The sequence below is a fragment of the Alteromonas confluentis genome (assembly GCF_001757105.1).
Lineage (GTDB): Bacteria > Pseudomonadota > Gammaproteobacteria > Enterobacterales > Alteromonadaceae > Alteromonas > Alteromonas confluentis.
Window position 1 is genome coordinate 1 of record NZ_MDHN01000015.1, and the last position, 22,343, is coordinate 22,343.

Genomic DNA, 22,343 nt, shown 5'->3' on the forward strand with positions numbered 1-22,343 from the left:
ATTAGGCAGCTGATGCTGCGGCTTAACTCAGCGTTAAACTGCGGGACTTATTCGCAGTTTCCCGAGACAAAGAGGCTTATTCTATCCCGTCCAGGCAATGACAAAATGGCTTTCACATTTCCGCGATGTATTTCCGCTCACAGGAAAATAGTTTATTCTGCTTAATCCGGAGTAGCTTTTTGCTGACGAGCAACTCTGAAGATTATTTCCATCATTTAAATATCCAGTGAATTCTAATATAAATCGAGATAATTTTACTATGTTGCAATCTTCTGCATCAGCGATAGCCGCGGTACGGGCTATTGATTCTGTTCCCCACATACTCAAGCTTGTGGCGGAGAGCACAGAAGTCGGCTTTGTGTGTGTCGCGCATGTGACAGAAAACAGCTGGACAGCTTGCGCCGTCTACGACCTGATAGATTTCAACATTGAAATCGGCGACCACCTGGAGATCACGGAGACGCTTTGTGAGCGCGTGCGTGCAAAGCACCAGAAGGTTGTTATCGAGCACGCGACCAGTGATCCAATTTATCGTGATCACTCCGTTCCTAAGCAATATGGTTTTCAGAGTTACTTTTCGTATCCCCTTTACAACGCCGATGGTACTTTCTTTGGTACTTTATGTGGGCTGGACAAGAAGCCGCTGACACTTAAAACGGACAAACTTAACAGCATGATTAGCTCATTTGCATCGCTGCTGAGTCGTCAAATTGCTGATGCGGCAACCCAGGTGGCAACTGAAAGAGAACTGCGCGGCCAGCGTGAAGCTGTTACTCTGCGAGAGCAGAATATTGCAATTCTCGGTCACGATATACGTACTCCTTTATCTTCGATTTCTATGGGGCTTGATGTCATTGAACATCATGTCGATGAACCTCAGGTAGCTAAAATTCTGAAGATTATGCGGGCGAGCACGCTACGTATCAGCAGACTTATCAGTGATGTTATGGATTTTGCCCACACCAGGGTAGGGCAGGGCGTTAAGATATCTTTATCAGAATCTGACAACTTAGGCAGCAGGCTGGTCCATATTATATCTGAGCTTCAAAATGGTTATCCGAAAGCCGAAATAGACAGCGAAATAGACATCCGCGAAAAGGTGTACTGTGACGACGAACGTCTTAGTCAGCTGTTTTCCAATCTACTGATAAACGCACTTATTCACGGGGATCTGAGCCAGCCGGTGAAAACAGAAGCCAGTGTGGAGGATGCCATCCTAAGGATTGAAGTGACTAACCATGGCCCTACCATCACAAAAGACGCGCTGGCAAATCTGTTTGAACCATTCTGGCGTTTAGATCAGGAAAAAACCGGCGAGGGGTTAGGTCTGGGACTGTTCATTGCCTCTGAAATCAGTAAGGCACACGACGCTGATCTCAGTGTTAAATCGACGGAAGGTGTTACCTGTTTCACATTAACCATGCCAGTAAGGCCAGCGAGCTAAAATAAGATAAGCTATTCCCATATGCTGGAAACTGTAAGCTGAACGCGTCTGTTAGCGCCATACGGATGGTTATCCAGTTGTAGACACAAAAAAACCGACTCAAAGGTCGGTTTATTGTTTCTTCCTCAAAGGAAGAGAATGGTACCAGTGGGCGGACTCGAACCGCCACGCCCGAAGGCAACGGATTTTGAAAGTAAAGTGTATAAAAATTGATTTAAAAATCAATTAATTAATGTAGGTTTGTAGCGCTTTGCAAAATCTTTGCATGTTTTATTTACGTTGTTTTATTTTTGCCATTGGACATTCTTGGCTTCATAATATCCGTTTGTACTTACTGTTAAGACGAATATTACTTCGATCTCGGCAATATCATCGATATTTAGTTTTTGAATAATTTCAGTATCTTTGATTAGATAATCTGACTTATGTCTACTTGATACACGATTAATATACCAATCACTGCTTCTGTTGCTTTTATAAGCTGTGCCAATAAATTTCCCTATAACTGTCTCGCTACAGTTTTCTTCAACGGGCAAAGGTTCGATTGAGTTGGCTAAAAGAATGCGCGTATCACCGACCGCCAATTTAAACGTGACAAATAAACCTTTATATAGCGACTCTCTGTATTCTTCTTTTACGATAGAAAGGTTGAACATGTAGTCGAGAGGATAGCTGTTAGATAAATCTTTTACTCTTTCAATTACATTGACTCCGCTTGAACCACTAAATACCTTTATGTAGGAGGTGTAGATTTTTTCGAATAATTCTTCGGGCCTGTTAATTATATCCTCTGCCAAACTTACAGCTCTCTGTATGTCTAATCTTTTTTCATTAAACTCTTGAATATCGAGCGAAACCGGAATTTTCGGTTTACAGTATGTGCCTTTTTGAGTTGGCAATGCTTTGCCGTCTTTATTTTTCCTTATAACTCTGCTTGAAGCACCTAAAGCCATAGTTGAGAACAAGTCTAAAAACCGCTTAGGACCTACTCCAGTAAACGCCGTAAATACAACTTTTTTATCGTTCTCCTCATCAATCGATATTGCATCGGTATGTAACTTTAATGCTTTACTTTTTGGATACGGTTCAATGAAAGTTACTTTTTTTATTCCACTAGCAATAATATGTTTTGCACAATTATGACAAGGAAAAGTGGTACAGAAGAGGTGAGCACCAACAACACTCAAGCTATTTCTTGATGCACTCATAATGGCTGAAAGTTCTGCGTGAACAACGCGTCCAAATTCAGTGATATCTTTCAAGTTTGTTTGATTTCTCAGGACACTTGCTAGTTCATCCTTGTTAATATTACTAATATCTAGCGGAGAATTAATTAAATTAAGAGCTATTTCATCGGCAAGGTAAGATATCTCTGCAGCATTAGCATCGTAACCTATTGTCGCGTCTCTTTTATCTTCAAAAGTTCCAAAACTATCTTCGGTTAAAGGTTTGTAAATACTATCTGGCCAATATTTCCCACCACCTGATTTTTGTACGTCATTTGAACCAGTAGCAATGATATCGAGATGTTTAGAAGAAATGACGGCGCCAACTTGACGTGATAAATCAGCCGAATTTACAGAAGCCATAAAAGCCATGAACATTGAGTATTCAGAGTGTGTGGGAGTTATATTTGGAGCGCCAAATATTAAGTCTACCATTCTTTCAATTGTGTTCTTTTTATTTTCTGAAGATTTTATGAAAAAATCCGAATTAACAAAAACTTTTTCTATCTCACTTTTGTTTATTTTTTGAGCTGCGTCGTTTGCGAAATTTTTTTCTTTTTTGCTGTTGTAGTCTTCAGCCCTAAGAATAGAATCAATATTTTTTCTTCTATTTTCTTCGGTATCAGTTATACCTATTTGATAGAATGCTTGTCCATAAAATTCTCTTAGTTGCTCAGAATCTTTATCATCTTGAAGAGCGTTAACTATGTAAACTACACCATGCCTATTTTCTTCTTCACACCGCTCTATTTGTGATTTTCTATTTTTAATAATATGGCTTATTACTATGGCGGCATTTAAAGAATTTAGTTTTATTTCATTATCTAACTCGTTTGTATACTTTCTCTGTTTTTCCAAAATTCGAAATGATGTTAATCCCTTCTCCTGCTCTTTATTGTTTGAAAATCTATCTTCGTTTAAAATTATCGATGATGTATTTATAAGATGCGGGAGCCATTTGTGGTATGATATTTCTCTTTCTAAAATTTCTATCGTTTCAGAACAATTAACCCCAACGGGAGCTGTTATTCCAATAATTAATTCGGAGTATGTTGACATAATTAAAATCCCTTTAAAAATCTCGTAAAAATTTACAGGTTTACTTTAAATGTTTATATCGTTAATTTTAAAAAATTAGAAATATTTAAAATGTTGGTTTGCCTAAATAAATTCATATTCACAAATTTAAGCATACTGAGCTACAGTTTCGATTGGGATAAAAAGGTTGTCAGCTGCTTTCGGAGCCCCTACAGCCGTGCCATTTGCCACAATACCAATCACCTTACCGTCTAAATCTACAACAGCACCACCGCTAAACCCATGATGAATGTTTGAGTCTACTTTTATTCTGGGCTCGTGGTGCCACTTTGTTCTACCTATAATTTTGCAATCTAGAATAGTTGGTGGTGTGCCTTCAGTATGGTTTGGAAATCCTATGGCGATTACCTTTGTTCCTATCTTGTAGTTCGGTGATTCAGCAACTTCAAGTCCACGAAGTGACAATGCGTGCACTCCCGCATCAATTAAAGCAATATCTTTTTCTATGGACATTTTAAGTAAAGATATTAGTGGATACTTACGAGAATAATCGTACGGATCGCATATGGTTACATTAGCAGTGAAATTACTCTTAGTTATTGAGTTGAGTACGTGCTGGTTAGAGACAAAGCCAATATCTTTAATTAAAACGCATGAACCTTGGCATATATCTTCGACATTATCGACTATAAATGTAGATTCTGCGATCCAACTTCTCCAATCTTTGTTCAAATCTTCATTAGGGCACCCTAAAGCTATTGTTAGCTGATAAGCAAGTTTTCTGTAAACTGGGCAAGACTCTCCTCGTATCATGCGGTTATAATTGACCTGTCCTTTGACCATTTTTAAGATTAAGTCTCCAGGCTTCTTTTTACGGCGCAACTGGGCCCTTGGAGGAGAGTAGCCTCGACGATATTTAGCGAAGTGCTCCTCTTCAGCCTGCTCGGCTCCCCACCTGTTTATGGCATATAATATGGAGGACGTTTTTCTTATAAATGTTCGCGATACGTTCGGTTTTTCGTTAACCGTAATACCAGTAACCCCTTGGTGACTGCCTCGACTTTGCAATCTCGTCTTCTGGTGATTTATTTCAAAACCATTAGACTTTATTATGGCAACAAGTTCTTTTCCTGCAATCGCCTTGTTGTCTTTGTCAAACTTGATAATGCCGTTCTTCTCAAGAAGCATTGAGGAGTGACACGAAAAGGTCAAATCATCTGCATATCTTGTATATGTTGATTTTGCTTTTCGAGCCAACGAGGTTAGGTTCCCATCGAGTTTAAAAGCAATCATATTTGAGATAATAGGAGATGTAGGTGCGCCTTGTGGAAGTCGGTTTTTGTAGCAAACTATTTGAGCTAGTACTGTTGCGACCTGTGACGACAACTCGAATGGTGAACTTTCAAAAAGCCTCTTTACTCGACCAAAATTAATTGTTCCAAAAAAATCCTCCAAGTCGGTATTCAATACATGCTTCTTACCTACATGCCTGGTGGCATTAGTAAGTACACCTCTTTTCCTGATGAACCCGTGTGCAGCTTCTCGGTGAGATGTGAATGGTTCAATAAGGTCTTTTAACTTTCTCTGAAGCACTTTAAGAGAAGGAATAGGTGTTGTTATTTCTCTCACTCCACCGCTTTTTTTAACTATATCAAAGGCGCGATAAAGAGTTTTTTTTCCGTAAAGAAGCTTACCAAGTGAGTTGTAATCGGTTCCTAACAGATGAGCAAGCCCTTCAACTGTATTGCAACTTTTTAGGTCTTTGGGGGTAGTGCCAAACAATATTCATTCCTTTGATATCGATCGAATAAGATTGGGTGCCCGATTTTATCTTTACCTCTGCCGGGCGAATGGCCTTTAAGAGTAATCGATGAGCGGCAAAAATGCCGTTGTTTTAATACTTACGCAGATAGCATAAGAAAGGTAAATCATGGGCACCCAATCTCCTGACTATACTTCAATTCAATTCTTCTTTGAAGACCGTACGAGTTGATTATCGGATTTTCAGGATTCAATATTTAAATGCTTTTTAGGTCACGTTAATGTGTATTAACGTGAGTTTCTGAACCCAATGAGAGCATATTCCAGACACAAAAAAACCGACATAACGTCGGTTTATTGTTTCTTCCCGATAAGGAAGAGAATGGTACCAGTGGGCGGACTCGAACCGCCACGCCCGAAGGCAACGGATTTTGAATCCGTCATGTCTACCAATTCCATCACACTGGCATTCGACTGAGTCGATGTGTGGTGCATTATAGCGATACGCGGTTGGGTGACAAGCACTTTTTCCGGAATATCTGACTTATGCAAGCTATATGGATAAATAATGTGCGACTGACGCCACACATTATTTATCGCCACCGATTCATTGCCTTTAAAACTTATACGCCACCGACAATTTAATGTTGCGTCCAGGTTCGTAGTCGCTCAGTTCCAGTGCCCCAAACACCGGGTGGGTGGTCGTGCCGGTTCTGGATGCGTGAGAAACGTATAACTTGTCGAGCAGGTTCTCAATGCCCAGCGTCACGTTGAGATTATCCTGGAAGTATTCAGGGTGCCAAATGGCAGTCACGTTGTGTACCGCAAAACCCGCTTTAGCGCCTTCTGAGAACGTTTTCTGGGTGTGCCAGCGTAAATCAACGTCGTAATCCGTCAGGTAGTAGTTAAGCGTAAGGCCCATACTGTCACCGACTTCGCGGTCGAGCGGTTGGGTGACGGCTGTGCTGTCTTTCACTTCTGAATCAGATTTTGCGTAGGTTACTAACGCATTGAACACATCCAATGAGTAGAAAACACTGGCTTCGAAACCGTCGATATCTACTGAGCCGATATTGCGATCCCAGGTCAGGCAGCCACGTCCGGTACAGTCGTCTTCAGGGTAATCCACCTCTTCAATGTAGGAGTCGATTTCGGTTTTAAATGCGGTGAAACCAACACGGAATTCGTCGGCGCCTAGTACATCCGCGCTGTTATAGCGGATACCGATTTCTCGGTTCGTGCCGGTTTCTGGTTCCAGATCTGGGTTACGTACTTTTCCAGCCTGGTCGTTCACGAAAATCTCGCCTGGCTGAGGGCCTTTAAACAGATCGGTGGTACTTGCATGCACAACGATTTCGCGGGTAATGGCATATTCTGCGGCCAATGCGGTTTGCCAATCGCTCCAGCTATCTACGCCCTCGGTAGCCATAGAAGATTTATCGTAATGATTGTAACGAACACCTGGCGTTACCACTAAGCCGTTACCAAAATCGATAGCGTCTTCCACAAAAATACCGGTATCGTCAGCTTGCTCGCGGCCCAGCGTGGTTACGCCATCTGTTACACTTTCACTTTGATTATCGGCTTTAATCCACTTCACGCCGTAGGTGAACTGATGGCGTATATCTGCAGTGTTAAGCAACGAGTTGGCAATCAATGTTAAGCCAGTGTTTTTAGAGGTTCCCTCCGTGGTGGCGCCATTGTAATTGCGCCATAATTCCTGTTCATTCTGATACAAATCGGCGCGTAAATTTAGCATGGTGCCCAGGTTCAACTCGTAATGACCGCTAAGCGTGTCGCGGTCGTAATGTGTGTCGAACAATGGCACTTCACCGCCGCCAATAGCGGCATTGGTGCGTACGCCCATATCTGGGCGGGCAGAATACCAGCCGCGGTTACGGTAAGCATCGTACTTAATGGCGACACGAGAAGTTTGGTCGATATTCCAGCCAAGCTTGGCCATGGCGTTTTCAATTTTACCGTCGCTACCTAGTACTTCCACGCCGTCGCCGTCGTCGAAATTATTTCGGTTCATGCTGGTGCCATAAACCAAAATATCGAGGTTGTCGGTGAGTTGGCCAAAGCCGGTAAGCGACAGGTACTGACTGTCATTGGTGTTATATCCGGCAAGTACGCTGCCACCAAATTGTTCATTGTCAGTGAGCAAATCGCTGGCAGACTTGGTGCGAAATTCCAGTGCACCGCCCAAGCCAGAGTGAACAACAGAGTTTGAACCTACCTGAATGTCTACAGACTCAAGAATATCAGGGTTAATGTTCAGGTTACCCATGTGGTGGAACATGTAGTTAGTCTGTGAAGCACCATCAATCAGCACTTCTAGATCGGTGTCATCTAAGCCGCGCACGTTGATACGCTGATTCAGGGAGTGGGTTCCGCCCACGTCTACACCGGGAATATCGCGGAGCAGATCGCTCAAGTGATCTGCTTGTTTAGACTCGATAGCCTGCTCACCAATAAAAACAGAAGAACTTTTTACCGTGGTACCCCAAATCTCAACATGTTCGGGCTCGGCTGCTGTATTGGCTGATGCGTGTGCGGAAAGGGCAGAGAGTACTGCGAATGCTAGTGTGTGCTTTTTCACTGAAATGAGTCCTTTAACTTAAAATGAAAAATGTTTGTAATTTTTTGAGGGCGGCATTCTAGTGTTATTTAAATTATTGTGCAAATGATAATCATTATTAATTGCGATCAACCTTAAGTTTTCATCATTTTTATTGATCTCGATCATAAAAATGATGAGCGCATTTGGCTGCTGAATTTTGTACACTTATTGCGAATTCTGCGGCTATCGATAAAGGACTGAAGTGGGAAAAAAGAATAAATCGCAAAAGCCCAAGCAATCCGCTTCCGGCTCATCACCTGCCAATGCGGCAACATCGGCAGAGCAGAAATTGGATAATTCGCCTAAGCGCGCAGGGTTCTTCAGGCGACTGGTTGCAATGGTTTACGACACGCTAGTGGCCATTGCCGTTGGCATGTGTGCGGCCATGGTGATCATTGTTACCTTTGTTGTCTTGCTTAAAAATGGTGTGATGGATTTACAAGGTTACGCTGAGCCTGCGGATCTTATACAGGCATCCATGCTCTATAAGTCAATCATTCAGGTTTGGGTAGGAGGCTGGATAATCGGCTTCTTTTTATGGTTTTGGAAAAAGGGCGGGCAAACCATCGGCATGCGAGCCTGGCGGTTACGTATTTATAGTACGGTGGATGAACCGATGACCTGGAGTCGCCTTATTGTGCGTTTGATCACGTCGTTAGGCGGGCTAGGTACCTTGCTGGTTCTGTTCGATTTTAAAAACAAACAGTCATTGCAGGACAGAATTGCTAAAACGGAAGTGGTACATCTTTCCAAAGAAGCCAATGACCATAAGAGCTGGTAATAAACCAGCTCTCTCACATCAGGTTATCTATCGCTGAAGCAGCAGCGCAGCCACACCGGCAAACAGCAGGCTAGGCAGAATAGCGCCTACAAACGGCGGCAGTGAATACACCAGACTTAATGGCCCGAATACTTCGTTAGTAATGAAAAAACCAAAGCCTGTGAGCACGCCCATGATCACCCTGGCGCCCATGGTCACACTTCGTAACGGGCCAAAAATAAACGACAGTGCCATTAACAGCATTACTGCAATAGATACGGGTTGCAGCAGCTTGCGCCAGAACGCCAGCTCATAACGGCTGCTGTCTTGTCCATTGCCTTTACGGTACTGCACATAGTCATGAAGCCCCTGAATTGATAGCGCCTCAGGTTTAATCGCAACAATGCCCAGTTTGTCGGGTGTCAGAGAAGAGTTCCAACGCTGTTTGTCGCTGTCGGTAATATCAATGGCGCTGTCGGTGAAGGATGTCACCGAGATCTTGCTTAACCACCAATTATTCCCATCGTAGTTACCTTCTTCTGCATAGGTGAGGGTGTTCAGCGACAAATCTTCATTAAAATCATAAATGGTGATATCCCGGAGCGTTTCCCGGGTCACAACCTGACCGATACTCACGAAGTGCTTGCCATCTTTCGCCCAGGTCAGTTCATCTGATGAAAACAGACTCCCTCCTGATATGGCTTCGGTACGGATCTCTTTGGCTTTAGATTCGCTGTAAGGGGTAACCCATTCGCCTACTGCCATCACAAACAGAATCATCACGATGGCAGACTTCATGGCGGAATTAATGATGTTCCAGCGGCTCATGCCGGCGGCCTGCATGACCACTAATTCACTGTTGCTGGCGAGCAGGCCCATCCCAATCAAGCCACCTAACAAAGTCGCCATGGGGAAGAATTGCTCCAGATCCCTTGGCAAACTGAGCAACACATACAAACTGGCCACGGCGATATCATAATTACCTTCACCCAACTTGCGTAACTGTTCAACGAACTTAATCAGCGCAGACAGTCCAACCAGCACAGAAAGGGTGACAGTAATGGTGCCCAACAACGTACGGGCGATATACATATCGAGGATTTTAAACATCTATTTTCTCCCCAACAGTCGGGCGCGTATTGCCGCACCCGTGCGCCTGTCTTTGATAATCAGCGTCATGCCAATCACCAGCATGATGCCGTGCACCCACCAAAGGCCAAGCCACATGGGAATTTTACCGTCTTCGAGTACCCGGCGACTGGCAAGTAACAGCAAGAAGTAGCCAAGGTAAAGCAATATAGCCGGGAACATTTTGCCGAATCGCCCCTGACGAGGGTCGACAGAGCTCAGCGGCACTGCGATTAACACCAGAAACGGAATAGAGAGAGGAATAGCCAGTCGCCACTGTAATTCGGCGCGGGCTTCCACAGAATCGTCATTCAACAATTCCATGGTTGGCAACACGCTAACCTTGCGACGAGGTTCGCTTTCTGACTCATCAGCAATCTGAATTTGGTATTCATCAAACGCCACTTTCCGATAACGTTTTTCAGTTTGCGTGCCTTCGTATTGCACACCTTCTCGAAGTACCAGATTACGAGTGCCGTCAGGATTATTCTGGATTTGACCGGTTTGCGCTTGCACAACACGTACCTGGTTACCTTCTGCATCCTGTTGGGTTTGCGACAGGAAAACCTTTCTCAATGTATCGTTGGACGAGTCTATATCCTGCACGAAGATAACCGCTTTACCGTTACCGGTTTGTTGGAATCGACCCGGCATAATGGCTGAGAAACCCGCTTCACTTCTGGCTTTCTCGCGAAGTTGATACTCACTTTCAGCAGCTGACGGCGCCAAATAAAGGGTAATAACGCCGCAAAGCACCATAATGAATACAGATAGCAAAAGCATCACCCGGGTGATGTACCACTCGCTCACCCCGCAGGCGCGCAGAACCGTCATTTCTGAATCTACGTACAGTCGGCCATGGGCCAGCATAATGCCAAGATACGCACTGATAGGCAGCACTAAAGACGCAAGAATGGGGGCATAAAGCCCGAGGAAGCCGAGCACAAGGCCGGCGGGGATGTCGCCATCGGACGCATCCCCAAGAACACGAACGAAACGTAAAGTCACAAAAATGGCCATCAGAATAAAAAAGATAGCCATCTGAGATTTCAGCGTTTCCTTTATCAGATAACGGAATATCAGCATTCCGGCACCTCTGGAAAATTTGGAATTATAGTGAAAAAGCGCACGATGTTGAGTAAACTAACTGTTTTTACAAGTTTTGCCTGTGTATCAATAACCCGATTGCATGATGCGACGCTTAAACCGTCTACGTTACATGCGGTGTAAAGACCATTGTAGCAGTACGACTATAACGACAGAAAGCGTCTTCAACAGTGTTATCGCTATATGGCTGCGTATTAAAACATAAAGCAGCGCAAAACGTTATGCGAAATTAACGTCATGCAAATCACAAGATAAAAAGAGCGAGGTGTTATCGTGGAATTTAGTGTAAAGAGTGGCAGTCCGGAGAAACAGCGCAGCGCATGTATTGTCGTCGGCGTCTTCGAACCTCGTCGCCTGACTGCGGTGGCGGAACAGCTGGATGAAATCAGTGAAGGTTACATCAGCAACCTGCTGCGCCGTGGTGATCTGGAAGGAAAAGCGGGCCAGATGTTGCTGCTGCATCATGTACCTAACGTACTGAGTGAGCGCGTACTACTGGTTGGCTGCGGTAAGGAGCGTGAACTGGACGAGCGCCAGTACAAGCAAATCATTGCTAAAACCATCAAAACCCTGAACGAAACGGGTTCAATGGAAGCGGTGTGTTTCCTTACCGAACTGCACGTGAAAGGCCGCGATACTTACTGGAAAGTCCGCCAGGCAGTAGAAGCCACTCAAGACTCCCTGTATACCTTCTTGCAACTGAAAACCAAAAAGGGCGAGCCTCGCCGTCCGTTGCGTAAAATCGTACTTAACGTACCTACCCGTCGTGAACTCACCGTGGGTGAGCGTGCTATCGAGCACGGCTTGGCTATTTCTAAAGGTGCCGCGCTGACCAAAGACGTGGCTAACATGCCGCCAAACATCTGTAACCCTGCTTACCTGTGGGAACAAGCACAGTCGTTGGCTGAAAGCTACGACAGCATTAGTGCCGAAGTGGTTAACGAAGCGGCAATGGCAGAGCTGGGTATGAATTCTTATCTGGCGGTAGGCCGCGGTTCCGATAACGAATCTATGATGAGTATCATCAGCCATAAAGGCGGTCCTGACGATCAGGCGCCAATCGTGCTGGTGGGTAAAGGGCTGACGTTCGACTCTGGCGGTATTTCTATTAAGCCAGGCGAAGCCATGGACGAAATGAAGTACGACATGGGCGGTGCTGCTGGCGTACTGGGTACTATGCAAACCGTGGCCGAACTGAACCTGCCAATTAATATCATTGGTGTACTGGCTGGCTGTGAAAACATGCCTGACGGTAAAGCGTATCGTCCGGGTGATATTCTTACCACCATGTCGGGGCAAACGGTGGAAGTGTTAAATACCGATGCCGAAGGCCGTTTGGTGCTGTGTGATGCGTTAACCTACGTTGAACGTTTTGACCCTGAACTGGTTATCGACGTGGCAACATTAACCGGTGCCGTCATCGTCGCGCTGGGTAACCACGCTACCGGCCTGATGAGCACGCACAACCCGCTGGCCCACGAACTGATGAATGCCGGTGAGCAAAGCTCCGACCGCGCATGGCGTTTGCCGGTATGGGACGAATATCAGGACCAACTGGAAAGCCCGTTTGCAGATTTCACCAACTTAGGTGGTCGCGCAGCGGGTTCTATCACCGCAGCGTGTTTCCTGTCGCGTTTCACCAAGAAATACAACTGGGCGCACATGGACATCGCCGGTACTGCCTGGCGCAGTGGCAAGAACAAAGGCGCAACCGGTCGTCCGGTACCAATGCTGTCTCAGTTCCTGATGAACCGCTCCGGCATTAAGCAAGAGGACTGAGCGCAATGCCTCAGGTAACCTTCTGGCAACTCAGTGATGGCAAAGACGCGGGTGAATCCCGCGCCTGCGATCTCATTGCTAGCGCCTATGCACAACGTCAGAAATGCGTGGTGTATTGTGCCAATAAATCGTCTGCCGAAGCTGTTGATGAGCTGCTTTGGCAACTTCCTGCAGACCGCTTCGTACCGCACAATTTGTGTGGGGAAGGGCCGGGCGCCGGTACGCCGGTGGAAATCTGCTGGCAGGAAAATCAACTTTCCCGTCGCAACCTCATCGTCAACTTAAGCGGAGAGATGTTAACATCGCCCCGTTCTTATCAAACCATTTATGACTTCGTGCCGGTGGCGGATGACGCCAAACAGGCGGCGCGGGTTCGCTATAAACAGTATCAGCAGGCTGGCTGCCAATTACAGTTTAAATCTGCTGACAGTTGAGAGTAAGTAATGGAAAAAACCTTCGAACCGCAATCCATTGAGCAGCAATGCTACGAAAAATGGGAAGCAGCAGGCTATTTCAAGCCAACAGGACACGGTGACCCTTATTGTATTTTACTGCCACCACCAAACGTAACCGGCAGTCTGCACATGGGCCACGGCTTCCAGCAAACTATCATGGATGCGTTAACCCGTTATCATCGCATGAAAGGTGACAACACTTTATGGCAGGTAGGCACCGACCACGCCGGTATCGCCACGCAGATGGTGGTAGAGCGTCGTTTGAATGCAGAAGGCAAGACACGCCACGATTTAGGCCGTGAAGCCTTTATCGACAAAATTTGGGAATGGAAAGAAGAGTCTGGCGGCACGATTACCCGTCAGATGCGCCGTCTGGGCACGTCTACCGACTGGGACCGCGAAGTATTCACCATGGACGACAATCTGTCCAAAGCGGTAACAGAGGTATTCGTTCGCTTGCATGACGAAGGCCTGATTTATCGTGGTAAGCGCTTGGTTAACTGGGACCCGGTGCTGCACACCGCGGTTTCCGACCTTGAAGTACTGAACGAAGAAGAAGCCGGCCACATGTGGCATATGCGCTATCCGCTGGCGGATGGGTCTGGCGAGTTGGTCGTAGCGACTACCCGTCCTGAAACCATGCTGGGCGATACTGCCGTTGCCGTTCATCCTGACGACGAGCGTTATCAGGCCTTCATCGGCAAAGATATTCGTTTGCCAATCACTGGCCGTCTTATCCCTATCATCGCTGATGATTATGTCGATCCTGAATTTGGTACCGGCTGTGTGAAAATCACCCCGGCGCACGATTTTAACGACTACGACATGGGTAAGCGTCACAGCCTGCCAATGATCAACCTGTTCACCGACGATGCGAAAATCAACAACGAAGCACCAGAAGCCTATCGCGGTCTGGACCGTTTCGATGCCCGTAAGCAAATCGTTGCTGATCTGGACGCCGAAGGCCTGCTGGTTAAAGTGGTTGATCATAAACTGAAAGTACCACGTGGCGATCGCACCGGTGCGGTTATCGAACCGTACCTGACCGATCAATGGTATGTGGCAGTAGAATCGCTGGCTAAACCTGCGGTTGAAGCGGTAGAAAGTGGCGAAATCCGCTTTATTCCTGAGAACTGGAATAAAACCTACTACCAGTGGATGAACAACATCCAAGACTGGTGTATTTCTCGTCAGTTGTGGTGGGGACATCGTATTCCGGCCTGGTACGACAACGAAGGTAACGTATTCGTGGGTCGTGACGAAGCGGAAGTACGCAGTCGTTACAAGCTCGAAGAAGCCGTTGAACTGAAGCAAGACAACGACGTGCTGGATACCTGGTTCTCCTCTGCACTGTGGCCGTTCGCGACCATGGGCTGGCCGGAAGAAACGCCAGAGCTGGATACGTTTGTACCTTCGTCTGTGCTGGTAACGGGTTTCGATATTATTTTCTTCTGGGTAGCCAGAATGATCATGATGACGAAGAAATTCACCGGCAAAATTCCGTTCAAAGATATCTACATCACCGGTCTTATCCGTGATGAAAACGGCGATAAGATGTCGAAGTCGAAGGGGAACGTACTGGACCCAATCGATCTGATTGACGGTATCGATCTGGAATCTTTGGTTAGCAAGCGCACATCAGGCATGATGCAGCCGCAACTGGCTAAAAAGATTGAGAAGAATACCCGCAAGCAGTTTGCTGATGGTATTAATGCTTATGGTACCGATGCCCTGCGATTTACTTTCGCAGCCATGGCATCAACCAGCCGCGATATCAACTTCGATATGAGCCGTGTGGAAGGTTACCGTAACTTCTGTAACAAGATTTGGAACGCATCACGCTTTGTGCTGATGAATACCGAAACCGAAGATACGGGCCGCGATGGCGGTGAACTGGTGCTGAGTCTGGCGGATCAGTGGATTTGGGCACAGTTCCAGAAAACCCTGAAAGAGTTTGAATCGGCGCTGGCTGATTACCGTTTCGATATTGCCGCGCAAACCGTGTATGAGTTCACCTGGAACCAGTTCTGTGATTGGTATCTGGAGCTGACCAAGCCGGTGTTGAACAGCGATGCGTCTACTGATGCTGAAAAGCGCGGAACACGTCATACGCTAATCAACGTGCTTGAACAGTTACTGCGTCTGCTGCACCCATTAATGCCGTTCATCACCGATACCATCTGGCAGCGTGTTGCACCGCTGAGTGATGCCGGTGTGAAAGAAGGTGAAACCAGCATCATGATCCAGTCTTTCCCTGAAGTGAAAGCGGAGCGTGAGAACGACAAGGTACTGGCCGACATCGAGTGGCTGAAGCGTTTCATCATTGGTATTCGTAATATTCGTGGTGAGATGGACATTTCTCCTAACAAGCCGCTGAACGCTATTCTGCGTAATGTGAGTGAACAAGATCAGGAACGCCTGGACTTAGCTGCTCCATTTATCGATAAGCTGGCGAAACTGGAGTCCATCACCACGCTGAAAGCCGGTGAACAGGCGCCAGCGAGTGCTACCGCGTTAGTGGGGGAGATGGAAATTCTTATCCCTATGGCAGGCTTGATTGATAAAGATGCCGAACTTGCCCGTATTGCCAAGGCAATGGGTAAGGCCGAGCAGGATGTGGCCCGTGCCAACGGTAAACTGTCTAATGAGAAATTCGTTAACAGTGCTCCTGAAGCGGTTATCGCCAAAGAGCGTAGCAAGCTGGAAGAAGCTGAAACAGCATTGGCAAAACTGAAAGAGCAACACGCAACCATTAGCGCGCTGTAATCTCAGTCTGGCGACAAATGAAAAAGGAGCGTATCACAACGCTCCTTTTTTTATGCCTTTACACTAGCTAGGCATAGGCTGCTTACATTACCGGCGGTTTGAACGCAGCATTCGTTCAGTGGACTCAGTGTGCAGGTAACGTTTAAGCATTTCCGATAACCTGCCTCGCTTAAGCGGTTTGGTTAAATAGTCGGTCATACCGTTTTCCAGCGCCTGAGAATGGTCTTCTTTCATCGCATTCGCCGACAAGCCGATAATGGGCAGTTCATTCAACCCTTTCTCCCGTATTCTCCGGGTTGCTTCATAACCGTCCATAACCGGCATCTGCACGTCCATTAATACAAGATCATATACCGGCGCATTGCTGATTTTGGTTACGGCTTGCAAGCCATCTTCCGCAATGTCAAAGGTGAGGCCTAACGACGACAGCATTTCACCGGTAACAACCTGGTTAATGTTATTGTCTTCAACCAGCAAGATGTGTCCTTCCAGTAGGGTCGATTCTTCCGAAACGTCCTTGCTGTACACTTTGCTTTCTACACCTGCCAATGCACAAATAAAAACAATGAATTGTCCTGGCGTAAAGGGGTGCAGAAGAATGGGGCCTTGCCACTGACTTTGTATTTTCTCCTGCAACTGCCCGGTTTGTGTTTCCATGATGATCCCCACAGGGATCCCCTGGCGCTCATAGAGCGTAAGCTGCGGCAGTAACGATTTAAACTCTGCGTAGCTGTCGATTTCAACCAATAACGAGGCTGGAACACCAACGTCACTTTTGAGTGCACGTAGCGGCTGTTTGGCTGTTCTCAGTTTTAACAGCTCGAAATAGCTCCTGGGTAATAAGGGGCGATCGGAATAATAGCTGCTACCTAACGGCAATTCCGGCACATCGGCCAGAATACCTCGTTGTTGGTTCTGGATAGACATGGGAATGGTAATAACGAATGTCGACCCTTTGTTAGGCTCTGATGATACTTTCAGCTTGCCGGCCATCAATTCCGTTAGCTGTTTAACGATGGTGAGTCCTAACCCGGAACCGCCGAATTTGCGGTTTGTCGAATCATCGGCCTGGGTAAACGGCTGAAAAATTCTGTCTACCTGGGCTTGCGACATGCCTATGCCCGTGTCTGTGACTTTGATGCGCAATACCACTTTGTCACCCAACTGATTTATCATGCCTTTAATGAACACGTTAACCGAACCCTGTTGGGTGAATTTCACTGCATTGGTACAGATATTCATTAAGATCTGAGACAGCCTCAGCGGATCGCCTACGATTCTGGTGGGCAGGGAAGGGTCTACTTCCAGACGTACGCTGAGGTTCTTCTCCTGGGCGCGAAGACTCACCACCGCCAGCAGATTATCGAGAACTGAATGCAGTGAGAAACTGACATTTTCCAGCTCCAGTTTTCCTGCTTCAATTTTCGAGAAATCGAGAATATCGTTGATCACGCTTACCAGGATCTGACTGGAATAGGAGGCTTTATCAAGATAGTCCTTGAGCATGGCTGACATAGGTTGTTGGTGTGCCAGTTCCAGCAACCCAATAATACCGTTCAGCGGCGTGCGTATTTCATGGCTCATGTTCGCCAGGAAGATACTCTTCGAGGCCGTGGCCCGTTCTGCTTTACGCTTCGATTCGGCAAGCTCTTTGTTCAACGCTTCCTGTTGCACGTTGAGTTCCTGCGCGTTTTTAAGGAGTGAACGGGTTTGCGCGTTTTTGTCTTTGAACACGGAGGCTGCCCGGGTCAGTTTGCCAATTTCATCCCGGCGCTCCAGGTTCGGTAAGGCTTCAATTTCTTTACCGTTAGCCAACTCGTTAAATACACCTGTAATATTTCGGATGGGAGTCAGTACCCGTTTCACGGTGAATATCGCAAAACCAAATGCTAAAACGATGGCAATCACCAGGTAGATTTCGCCGTTCAATCTGGCGCTTATTGCGGCATTTTGCGCATTCCGGTTAATAATATTGGTTTGCGCACTTACGTGACTGGCGAGCTCCCGACTTAGATAGAGAAATTCGTTGGCTGAACCTGCCATCACCACATTCACCAGAAACAAATTATTCTGGGTGATCTGAGTGAGTTGCAGGAAGCGTTCTTCAAGCCCTTCAATTTGCGCTTTGATCGCAACGGCGCTTTCGGTACTTTCGTTTTCCAGTGACGCGTACACAGACACCAGCGAATCCCGAAAATCCTGAATAGTGTCCAGGCTGGGCTCAAGCAGGTAACGTAAAATGGTATTTTCCAACGCAATGATTTGTATACGCAGTTGGTTAATTTTACCGGTCGACAGGTGTTGTTTTTCTGCCGCCGTTTGAAGCAGAGCATCGATTTCATTACTAATGATAAGTGAGCCAGACTCGATTAACTGATCCCGTTGGTGCCTGTCATCAACCACGGTGTGAAAATTTTCTTTGTAGGCGACAAGGTGCTCGCGCATGCGCTGCAAAATATCGTCACCGTTGTCATTAAACGTGGCTGCGATGGATGAGCTTTCCAGAACATTCAACTTTTCCGTGATTGAAATCATTAACCGCTCGAATCGCGTTACCGCAGAGGCGCTGGTCATCTCTTTAAAGATGAGTACATTGCGCTGTAAATCGACGACATCTCTTTCAAGTTCGCCAACTATGCCTACATCAATAACCGCCTGGCGCGTATTCGTCATGCCTTCGGTTAACGTTTGCTCGTTGGCACGACTTAAAAAGCCCTGCACTAGAACAAGCGCACTCATGAGGAGCAGGACGGCAATTAATTGAATGCGAATTGAATGAAACATAAAGTGTTATCGACCACTAAGAAGTAATGAATTCATACCATTTTTGCAGACTGTATTCGTAAGTCGGCATAACGGTATTCCATACAGCAACATGACTAAACCTGTCTTCGTAACTACCGCCCGAACGTTGCTGCCCCGGTTGAACTGACACTTTGCCATCTGGCCCGCTTAAGGCTTCGGAAGCTGGTTTTCCTTCATACCAGTAATCCCATTCAGATTGAGAGAGTAGTGGTTTAGAGCGCTGCGGATTAGAAATATAATATCCCTGACGGGCAATAAACGCGCCTGGCCAACCGGAAAGCCACCAGTTCATATATTCGTAGGCCACATCTTTAACACGACCATGGGTGGCAGAAGACAAACACATCACGCCGTGCCAACCACGATAGCCCTCTCGGGGCGCCGCAAATTTAACCGGTATGTTTTGACCGTTAAGATCAGACACTGCCGGTGAAAACATGCTTTCAATCAGCACCCGCTTTGAACGCATGAAGTGCACTGACTCTGGTACCGATGTCCAGAAACCACTGAAATGCTGTAGCTGTTTTAACTCGATGAGTAAGCCGAATAGCTTATCAAGTTCAGCATGCGTGATTGCACCGATATTTTCAAACCGCATAAAGCCCTTAGCTTGCGCCGCCAATGCCAGATCAAACAGCCCAATGGTCGGGTCGTTAACAATGCCCACCTTGCCACTGTATCTGGAATCGAGCAACCATCCCCAGCTTTCGTTATTCACGTCGAGATCTGCCGGAACTTCCTCGCTAAGGTAGCCGAAGGAATCCACATTGTGCACGTAGGGTAAAAAGCTGATGTTATTGGTATGTTTGTCAGAAAGCGTTCCGTCTTCCTGCACGTTGATAATTTTGTGTGGCGCATCGCCGGCGCCTATCTTGGCATCTGCGGTGACCTTGCCGGTTTTCGTCAGGTTATTGATTTCATCCCAGTAAGTCAGTTTGCGTTTATCGATGGCCTGAATAGCGTTGGCCCGCCACAGCACATTAATACTGTTCGACCATTGTTCATAAAGGTCGAAACCAGAAGGGTTCATCGATGCTTTCTGAAGCACAATGGCACTGCCGCCGGGCTCAAATTTAATACGAATACCTAAATCTTGCTCCGCTTGTTGTCGGATGGCTTCTTGTAGGGTGACATGCGTACCCAGAACGCGCAAAACGGGCTTTTCCCGGCCAATAGCGAATGGTGTGGAACCTGCAGTAAGCCAGGTGGCTAATGCCCCTTTGAGCACCCGTCTGCGATTCAGTGTTTTCTGTGCATTTTCCATAGCGACAACATTTGTTCCAGAAGTATTTAATTGTGACACCTAAACCCGTATTTCGCCAATGTACAGCAAAAGACTGGACGAAGCCGGTCTTTTATATTTATGGTTTTGTTTAAGGGCGCATTCTGCGCCATAGTGCCAGGCCAAATAAGCCCGTGAGAATGGGCCAATAGAGGGCGCCGCCATACTCCCTGACTTCAACCACGGTTTCTTGTTCCACAATCACCACATCGTAGTTGTCACTTTCCAGAGGCACATAGGAAAGGTCTGCATCTGTGGTGTGATCGGCAATGGCCACCAGCTCATTAGTCGTCGCGTCATAAATCTCAATCATGATGTCATAATCAAAAGGCCGGTAGCCAGAAATCAGGTCGGTCTCGATCACGAATTCATCGGTAGTGCTGTCGCCATAAATATAGAAAACCGAAGAGTCATGGACTTCATAAAATTGTTCGGCGTCACCTAAATACAATACCGCAAAAACCGGCGCTTCACCGTAAATAGTGTCGACATCAATATGTACACTCAATGTCGATGCATACCCGTCGTAATCCGTATCGTTGTAGGTTTCTATCCAGGCGTCATATATCCAGAAGTCAGAATTAACCACAGAGGTGATGGCGCTGCGCTTCTTACTGCTTTTAGTCACGCTGGCAGTCGAAGATAGAGATTGGTTTTTTATCAGCTTCTTGTCATCAACAGGAACATGGGCTTCGCCAAATTGAAACTCCTTTGCATTGCTGACACGTTCCTGTGACTCGGCAAAGGCGGGCGCGGCGAGTAGGGCACTTAAAGTAACCAAGGTGGCCAAAGGCATTTTTACAATCCGGTTCGTTAGTTTCAGCATCATCTTTCCTCTCATGTGTGCCTGACTATGCTTTACAGTCTGGCGTTCTGAAGCTGAACGAATGCTGAAACAACCCTTAACCGAACCGTTCAGAAAAGCATGGCGGGCTGGGTACTATCACTGATATAACAGTTGAATAATTCTCCTTGTGATTAAAAGCGAGCGTCCATTGCAACTAGCAAAATATCTGTTCTGTAGCCTTATCTTATGTGCAACTCATCTGCCTGCAGCGGCCAAGGCAACGGGGGGAATGCAGCTCAAGCAGCTGTCTGACAACGTGTGGCTTCATGTTTCCTACAAGGCGGTGGAAGGTTTCGGGTTGGTTGAATCAAACGGTGTGATTGTTTTGTCTGAGCAAGGCAGCAGTATAATTGATACGCCGTGGACGCCGGAAGAAACACGACAACTATTGACGTGGGCGAAAGCGCGGGGAATGCCGGTAACCCAGTCATTCTCAAGTCATTGGCATGAAGACAGAACAGCCGGGATCGGCGTGCTCAACGAAAATGCTGTGGCGACGTATGCATCGGCAATGACGAACGAATTCCTTCAGCACAATCAGCGACCGTTGGCATCGCACAGTATTACCGAAGAGGTTTTTGTACTGGCTCCTGGCATCGAAGTGTTTTATCCCGGTAAGGGCCATGCAGCAGATAACAGTGTAGTTTGGCTAGAAGAAGCCAATATTCTTGTCGGCGGGTGCCTTATCCGCGGCGCTGAAACGCAAACGCTGGGTTATACTGGCGATGCGGATTTACAGCAGTGGGGACCGTCAGTGCAAAAGGTGCTGGCCCGTTACGGGAACGCTGCCACCCTTGTTTTACCCGGCCATGGTGAGCCCGGTGATGCCGGACTGTTAATTCACACTCTGTCGCTCACCAGACAATAAAAAACCGACTAAATAAGTCGGTTTAGGCGTGTACTGATTATGCGAAGGATTAATCGTTGAGCTCGTGCTCGCCTTCGCGGGGCATGAAGTAAGTGCCCCAACCGTCGTAGTGCACATTGTGCTTATCGGCAATTTTCAGCAACGTATCAGAGTCGTTGTTCAGGGCATCTTGATCGAGCTTTCGTTCTACAATGGCATCGAAACAGAAAATGGTGCCGCCGTCATCGAGCATCAGTTCTTCCGCATCAGACACTTCAAACCCTGCTTTGAATGCGTCTACCGCTGCTTTTTCCAGAATATCAAAATCACTGGAAGCTAAGTGATGCTCAATGGTGTAAACGGCATCGGCCTGACTACCATCTTCCAGCAGTGCCTCGATGGTCTCCTGGTTAAACTCGTACCATTCTTCGCGCTCGTCAAACTGATTCATGTTTTCTCTCAACAAGTAAATTAG

Annotated in this window: 15 protein-coding genes and 1 tRNA gene; 6 read left to right on the top strand and 10 right to left on the bottom strand. The window is 46.6% G+C overall.

Annotated elements, in window-relative coordinates:
* The first annotated feature begins 259 nt into the window (after positions 1 to 259).
* Positions 260 to 1,444: a GAF domain-containing sensor histidine kinase gene (locus tag BFC18_RS07040; RefSeq protein WP_070124728.1), complete on the top strand. Its 1,185-nt coding sequence runs from the start codon at positions 260 to 262 to the stop codon at positions 1,442 to 1,444.
* Between the two features lie 284 nt (positions 1,445 to 1,728).
* On the opposite strand, the gene BFC18_RS07045 is transcribed toward BFC18_RS07040, so the two are convergent.
* From BFC18_RS07045 to BFC18_RS07060, 4 genes are all read right to left on the bottom strand, one after another.
* Entirely contained in the window at positions 1,729 to 3,729 is a 2,001-nt protein-coding gene (locus tag BFC18_RS07045) for a deaminase (protein WP_070124730.1), read from the bottom strand.
* 126 nt (positions 3,730 to 3,855) lie between these two features.
* A complete protein-coding gene (locus BFC18_RS07050) occupies positions 3,856 to 5,490 on the bottom strand; it encodes a reverse transcriptase domain-containing protein (protein ID WP_083272951.1) in 1,635 nt (544 codons plus the stop codon).
* Positions 5,491 to 5,852: 362 nt separating this feature from the next.
* Positions 5,853 to 5,937: transfer RNA gene (locus BFC18_RS07055), tRNA-Leu, on the bottom strand.
* 148 nt (positions 5,938 to 6,085) lie between these two features.
* Complete coding sequence (locus BFC18_RS07060; protein WP_070124732.1) at positions 6,086 to 8,071, bottom strand: TonB-dependent receptor domain-containing protein; 1,986 nt, start codon at positions 8,069 to 8,071, stop codon at positions 6,086 to 6,088.
* Between the two features lie 358 nt (positions 8,072 to 8,429).
* Between BFC18_RS07060 and BFC18_RS07065 the strand changes: the two genes are divergently transcribed.
* Positions 8,430 to 8,873 carry an RDD family protein gene (locus BFC18_RS07065; RefSeq protein WP_070125078.1) on the top strand — a complete coding sequence of 148 codons (444 nt, stop codon included), beginning with the start codon at positions 8,430 to 8,432 and terminating at the stop codon, positions 8,871 to 8,873.
* A gap of 27 nt (positions 8,874 to 8,900) precedes the next feature.
* On the opposite strand, the gene lptG is transcribed toward BFC18_RS07065, so the two are convergent.
* Together lptG and lptF are read right to left on the bottom strand one after the other, a co-directional pair.
* A complete protein-coding gene (lptG, locus tag BFC18_RS07070) occupies positions 8,901 to 9,962 on the bottom strand; it encodes an LPS export ABC transporter permease LptG (protein WP_070124734.1) in 1,062 nt (353 codons plus the stop codon).
* Positions 9,963 to 11,066 carry an LPS export ABC transporter permease LptF gene (gene lptF / locus BFC18_RS07075; protein ID WP_070124735.1) on the bottom strand — a complete coding sequence of 368 codons (1,104 nt, stop codon included), beginning with the start codon at positions 11,064 to 11,066 and terminating at the stop codon, positions 9,963 to 9,965.
* A 294-nt stretch (positions 11,067 to 11,360) separates the two neighbouring features.
* Here lptF and pepA point away from each other — a divergent pair, with 294 nt between their 5' ends.
* From pepA to BFC18_RS07090, 3 genes are read left to right on the top strand one after another with little or no spacing between them, the layout of a single operon-like run.
* Positions 11,361 to 12,866: a leucyl aminopeptidase gene (gene pepA, locus BFC18_RS07080; RefSeq protein WP_070124737.1), complete on the top strand. Its 1,506-nt coding sequence runs from the start codon at positions 11,361 to 11,363 to the stop codon at positions 12,864 to 12,866.
* 5 nt (positions 12,867 to 12,871) lie between these two features.
* Positions 12,872 to 13,300 (top strand): DNA polymerase III subunit chi, encoded by a 429-nt coding sequence (locus tag BFC18_RS07085; protein ID WP_070124738.1) that lies wholly within the window; start codon positions 12,872 to 12,874, stop codon positions 13,298 to 13,300.
* Between the two features lie 9 nt (positions 13,301 to 13,309).
* Positions 13,310 to 16,087, top strand: coding sequence for a valine--tRNA ligase (locus tag BFC18_RS07090; protein ID WP_070124739.1), 2,778 nt, complete (start codon positions 13,310 to 13,312; stop codon positions 16,085 to 16,087).
* An 87-nt stretch (positions 16,088 to 16,174) separates the two neighbouring features.
* Here the strand turns inward: BFC18_RS07090 and BFC18_RS07095 are convergent, their stop codons facing one another.
* The 3 genes from BFC18_RS07095 to BFC18_RS07105 all read right to left on the bottom strand — a co-directional run bounded on the left by BFC18_RS07095 (position 16,175) and on the right by BFC18_RS07105 (position 21,000).
* Entirely contained in the window at positions 16,175 to 18,871 is a 2,697-nt protein-coding gene (locus BFC18_RS07095) for an ATP-binding protein (protein ID WP_070124741.1), read from the bottom strand.
* 16 nt (positions 18,872 to 18,887) lie between these two features.
* Positions 18,888 to 20,156, bottom strand: coding sequence for an ABC transporter substrate-binding protein (locus BFC18_RS07100; RefSeq protein WP_083272953.1), 1,269 nt, complete (start codon positions 20,154 to 20,156; stop codon positions 18,888 to 18,890).
* A gap of 109 nt (positions 20,157 to 20,265) precedes the next feature.
* Positions 20,266 to 21,000, bottom strand: a complete 735-nt coding sequence (locus BFC18_RS07105; RefSeq protein ID WP_070124743.1) for a choice-of-anchor H family protein — start codon at positions 20,998 to 21,000, stop codon at positions 20,266 to 20,268.
* Positions 21,001 to 21,250: 250 nt separating this feature from the next.
* Between BFC18_RS07105 and bla the strand changes: the two genes are divergently transcribed.
* Positions 21,251 to 21,889: a subclass B1 metallo-beta-lactamase gene (gene bla, locus BFC18_RS07110; protein ID WP_083272954.1), complete on the top strand. Its 639-nt coding sequence runs from the start codon at positions 21,251 to 21,253 to the stop codon at positions 21,887 to 21,889.
* Between the two features lie 49 nt (positions 21,890 to 21,938).
* On the opposite strand, the gene rraB is transcribed toward bla, so the two are convergent.
* Positions 21,939 to 22,319, bottom strand: coding sequence for a ribonuclease E inhibitor RraB (rraB, locus tag BFC18_RS07115; RefSeq protein WP_070124747.1), 381 nt, complete (start codon positions 22,317 to 22,319; stop codon positions 21,939 to 21,941).
* Positions 22,320 to 22,343 lie beyond the last annotated feature (24 nt).

Excerpts from the sequence above, each read along its gene's own strand:
- BFC18_RS07040 (WP_070124728.1), top strand. The coding sequence starts at position 260 with ATGTTGCAATCTTCTGCATCAGCGATAGCCGCGGTACGGGCTATTGAT.
- BFC18_RS07045 (WP_070124730.1), bottom strand. The coding sequence starts at position 3,729 with ATGTCAACATACTCCGAATTAATTATTGGAATAACAGCTCCCGTTGGG.
- BFC18_RS07065 (WP_070125078.1), top strand. The coding sequence starts at position 8,430 with ATGGTTTACGACACGCTAGTGGCCATTGCCGTTGGCATGTGTGCGGCC.
- lptG (WP_070124734.1), bottom strand. The coding sequence starts at position 9,962 with ATGTTTAAAATCCTCGATATGTATATCGCCCGTACGTTGTTGGGCACC.
- lptF (WP_070124735.1), bottom strand. The coding sequence starts at position 11,066 with ATGCTGATATTCCGTTATCTGATAAAGGAAACGCTGAAATCTCAGATG.
- BFC18_RS07085 (WP_070124738.1), top strand. The coding sequence starts at position 12,872 with ATGCCTCAGGTAACCTTCTGGCAACTCAGTGATGGCAAAGACGCGGGT.
- BFC18_RS07090 (WP_070124739.1), top strand. The coding sequence starts at position 13,310 with ATGGAAAAAACCTTCGAACCGCAATCCATTGAGCAGCAATGCTACGAA.
- BFC18_RS07095 (WP_070124741.1), bottom strand. The coding sequence starts at position 18,871 with ATGTTTCATTCAATTCGCATTCAATTAATTGCCGTCCTGCTCCTCATG.
- BFC18_RS07100 (WP_083272953.1), bottom strand. The coding sequence starts at position 20,156 with ATGGAAAATGCACAGAAAACACTGAATCGCAGACGGGTGCTCAAAGGG.
- BFC18_RS07105 (WP_070124743.1), bottom strand. The coding sequence starts at position 21,000 with ATGCTGAAACTAACGAACCGGATTGTAAAAATGCCTTTGGCCACCTTG.
- bla (WP_083272954.1), top strand. The coding sequence starts at position 21,251 with ATGCAGCTCAAGCAGCTGTCTGACAACGTGTGGCTTCATGTTTCCTAC.
- rraB (WP_070124747.1), bottom strand. The coding sequence starts at position 22,319 with ATGAATCAGTTTGACGAGCGCGAAGAATGGTACGAGTTTAACCAGGAG.